Source organism: Thalassospira sp. MCCC 1A01428 (assembly GCF_002115825.1).
Lineage (GTDB): Bacteria > Pseudomonadota > Alphaproteobacteria > Rhodospirillales > Thalassospiraceae > Thalassospira.
Genome location: NZ_JFJZ01000105.1, coordinates 1 through 3,640, shown reverse-complemented (window position 1 = coordinate 3,640; position 3,640 = coordinate 1). Strand labels below are relative to the sequence as shown.

Annotated in this window: 5 protein-coding genes; 1 reads left to right on the top strand and 4 read right to left on the bottom strand. The window is 55.1% G+C overall.

Translation table 11 applies throughout. The features are described from left to right. The coding region (locus tag THS27_RS25905; RefSeq protein WP_210403025.1) for a DUF6538 domain-containing protein at positions 1-1,363 on the top strand (1,363 nt) is incomplete at its 5' end. Here THS27_RS25905 and THS27_RS25900 read toward each other — a convergent pair. The 4 genes from THS27_RS25900 to THS27_RS27035 form a co-directional block, all read right to left on the bottom strand. Next, a complete protein-coding gene (locus tag THS27_RS25900) occupies positions 1,335-1,517 on the bottom strand; it encodes a hypothetical protein (protein WP_139835763.1) in 183 nt (60 codons plus the stop codon). The two genes, THS27_RS25905 and THS27_RS25900, sit on opposite strands and share 29 nt — an antisense overlap. Positions 1,518-1,573: 56 nt before the next feature. After that, positions 1,574-2,680 carry a DUF5131 family protein gene (locus THS27_RS25895; RefSeq protein WP_085595857.1) on the bottom strand — a complete coding sequence of 369 codons (1,107 nt, stop codon included), beginning with the start codon at positions 2,678-2,680 and terminating at the stop codon, positions 1,574-1,576. Then, positions 2,677-2,907 carry a hypothetical protein gene (locus tag THS27_RS25890; protein ID WP_085595855.1) on the bottom strand — a complete coding sequence of 77 codons (231 nt, stop codon included), beginning with the start codon at positions 2,905-2,907 and terminating at the stop codon, positions 2,677-2,679. The genes THS27_RS25895 and THS27_RS25890 overlap by 4 nt, the downstream gene beginning before the upstream one ends. A 38-nt stretch (positions 2,908-2,945) precedes the next feature. After that, on the bottom strand, positions 2,946-3,640 hold a 695-nt coding region (locus tag THS27_RS27035; RefSeq protein ID WP_168185022.1), incomplete at its 5' end, for a hypothetical protein.

The following is a 3,640-nucleotide window of genomic DNA, read 5'->3' as shown; positions in this document are numbered from 1 at the left end:
TGGTACACAGTTTGGTACACATTTTGGGACACAGGCCATGCCCGATGACCTTAGCCGCTATATAATTCGTCGCGGTCGCCGATATAGTTATCGCCGTCGTGTGCCTGCTGATCTGGTCGATATTCTGGGCAGCGAAGTCAAGATTTCCCTTAAGACAGATAGCTATGATTCCGCTTGTCTGGCCGTGGGCCGGGTGAATGAAAATGTTATCGGTTATTGGGATGAATTGCGGGCGTCGGGCAAGGTTGCTGGTGGTCAGGAACGATATGAACGGGCGCGTGACCTGGCTGTCAGGTTGGGGTGGCGGTATCAGCATTCAGGGGAAATTGCCGAGGCCCCGGCCAAGGACGTTGTTGCCCGGCTTGAAAGCCTTGAAACTGTTGATGATCGTCGTGTTATTGATGCCGTTCTTGGGGCCGTTCCCATGCCCCGGATTATGATTTCGACGCTGTTTGATGAATATGAGAAATTGAGTTTTGATGCCCGGATTGGCAAATCGCCCCGGCAGGTGGAACTTGCGCTAAACCCGCATCGGCGATCACAAAAAAACCTGCTGGCCGTAATTGGTGACAAACCGATTGCCGAACTGTCGCGGCAGGATGCGTTGCAGTTTCGCAGTTGGTGGAGCGACCGTTTGCGCGATGAAAAGCTGTCTGTAAAGTCTGCGAATAAGGAAGTGAATTGCCTGCGCGCCATGTTTCGTGTTGTCAGCGATGCGCGGTTACTGGGTGTTGAAAACCCGTTTAAGGGGATCGCATTTCGCAACCATGTCACGCAGGGCAAAAGTCGGGGTGAAACGGTATCGCGTGACTGGATTGTGCAAACGCTGTTGGCACCTGGCTGCCTGCTTGGCGGCATCAATGACGAAGCCCGGCACATCGTTGCAATCCTTGCGGAAACAGGGGCGCGACCGGGGGAAATTTGTGGTCTGGAACGGGCTGATTTTGTTCTTGATGATCCGATCCCGCATATCAGGATCAGGCCAAACCAGATCCGCGAAATCAAGACCAGTATGTCTATCAGAAATTTGCCATTGGTCGGGGCTGCGTTACCAGCCGCCAAGGCATTGATGGCAGCGGGTGGAATTGTGCGCTATCGCGGCAAGAATGGCAGCTTTACAACCGGCGTGAACAAGTTTTTGCGTGAAAACGCGGCCTTTGAAACCAATCAGCAAAGCCTTTATTCGTTGCGCCACGCCTTGCAGGATCGGTTTATTGCGGTCGAGGCCCCTGACATGCTTGTGGCGTCGGTGATGGGGCATAAATTTTCCCGGCCAAAATATGGGGCGGGCCCAACGCTGGAACAGAAACAGGAATGGCTGGCGCGCATTGCCCTTATGCGACCTTCATTAGATCAGCCATAAGGTTTTCTATGCTGTTGGGCTGGCTGATCCGGTTGCGTTCGTCATAGAGATTTTGCGCCATTTTCATCAAGTCGCCGTTATCAAAACGGTCGCCATGATCGCGCATGATGCGCGCCAGTGTTCGCAGTGCGGCATCGATGCGGGCAACCGTCATCGGCTCCCCCGCATCGGTGCGGCGTGAGCCTTTCGGATTGAAAGACCCGTGAGTTGTCATGCCGCTGCCTTTCGTTGATCAATGGGGGGCCATTCGTTGTGCTCAACACCATCAAGAAGGCGGCCTGCGGTTTTTTTGCCAACCTTAACGACGCTTTGATCGGGGTCTAGGTCGTCGCACCATTGCGGGTGGGGCCAGTCTTCCCACGCTTCGCCATTCCATTCTTTCCAGAGGTATTTGCTTATCTCTAAATCGTCTGAAATTTCGTAAGTTGCACCGACTTGCGCCGCCCATGCGCCCCATTGCTTAAAGAAAAACGGGGTGCCAGCGGCCTTGCACTGATCGCGCAATGATCGCGCCCAGTCCGGGTGCATTGGCCGGGCGTTGCGCCCGCTTTCTCCGCCGACGATTACCCAATCCAGTTTTGCACCAAAAATGCCTCCGATATTATCGTAAGCGTCAAGAGCGGTATCGGTAAGTCCGTCGATAATCAGCCTGACGCCATCGTGATACCCACCGTCAAGGCTCGTCAGATCAACCGGACCGAGTAACGGTTCCGCACTGACAAAGCGTACCGCTGCTGGTGTTTCCAGTAGCACGGGGATGCGTTCGTTGGCTGTTGCCTGATCCTCGACACTGGTTCCAAGCCAAACATTGGGCAGAGGCATTTCAAGCGAGCCTCTGCGGTCCCCTAATCCGTATGGGATTTCATTGATTGCCCTGCACATAGCATGATCCCCCTTTGGGGATATCCCGCCAAGCATGTCACTGGCCCGGGCAATTCGTTTTGTCAGGACTTGAAAAGTATGCTGCGGGCAAAGTGCCATCACCGCCCAAATTTGCATGATCCATTCTAGCGGATGCCCTTCGTAAAACAGGTCTGTCATCGAACAAACAAATATGGTGCGTGGTTTCTTCCAAAGCAGGGGTTGCATCAACACTGGTTCATGCAGATAGATTTCAACCTGATCGGCGTCCTGTGCTGCATAACGCACGGTGTTTTTGAAACGCTTCTGGAAATCGGCGGCATAGCAATTTTGACAGCCTGCCGAAACCTTTGTGCAGAAATGCCCAACGCCGCCAGTTGACTTGTTGCGCGCCCTGATCGGGTTCCAAGTTTCGCCTTTGGTGCCAGCGCGTTTGGTCCATTCAATCTTGGTCATGCCGCGCCCCCGAACCGGCGCGGGGCGATGATGTCGTGTGCTGTGATCCAGCGTGACAGTGTGACGTCGGTGCAGCGGATCAGGATGCGGTCGGCATCGAGTGCGACAATGATTTTTGCATTGCGCGGGTAGCCATCGATGCGGGCGGTGATGGTGCCGGTATGGGCGGGCAAGGAAGGTGGCATGGCGTGTGCCGGTTGCACCGGTAAGAAAACAATGTTGGTCATCTTGGTTCGTCCTGTGAAGCGTTCAAAAGCTGGCCTGATCAGGCGGCGGTTTCCGTTTCTGCCTGTGCCGGGGTGCTGTCGTTGGCCGCGTCTGGCTTTGCGGTTGGCTTTGCGGTTTCCGGTTCGGGTAGCCATGCGGGATAGGCTGTGTTGTTGTCGCGTCCGCGCATTGGCATGATGACGGCAAAAAAACTGTCATTGCATTCGGTGCGGATAATGACCGGCTGGCAGGGGTTCGCCGGTGTAAACCAGTTCAGGATAGGGGGTTGTTTGGGGTCGGAAACCAGTTTTACCGCCTTTGTGATGCGGGCAACATTGTCACCATTGATGGCGATTTCGCGTGTGGGTGTGGAGTGTGTTGCTGGTAATGATGCGCGCCATTGCGGATATGTTGCGTCAATCGGCGGTGCCCAGCTTACGGCGATGTGGTGTTCTGTCAGAATGGCGGGGCTTTGCCCGGCGGCCCCCTGGCGTTTCGTCCAGTCCTGTGTTGTGACATAGGCGGAGTTGCCGACGAAATGAAGGTGCCCGGCATCGCGTTTGTTCAGCGCGGTGCGGATCGATTGCGGGGCAAAACAAATCCAGCTTTCGCCATCGCCAATTTTTGCAGTTTCGTCGTGGACGGCGCAAATGATGTGTCCGTTGGTGGCGACAAGCAGGGCGCCACCGTCGGGGTGTGGTTCGACATGAACGCCGCGAAGGAAATAGCGAATTTCGTCGGTGCTGATGAACT

Excerpts from the sequence above, each read along its gene's own strand:
- THS27_RS25900 (WP_139835763.1), bottom strand. The coding sequence starts at position 1,517 with ATGACGGTTGCCCGCATCGATGCCGCACTGCGAACACTGGCGCGCATC.
- THS27_RS25895 (WP_085595857.1), bottom strand. The coding sequence starts at position 2,680 with ATGACCAAGATTGAATGGACCAAACGCGCTGGCACCAAAGGCGAAACT.
- THS27_RS25890 (WP_085595855.1), bottom strand. The coding sequence starts at position 2,907 with ATGACCAACATTGTTTTCTTACCGGTGCAACCGGCACACGCCATGCCA.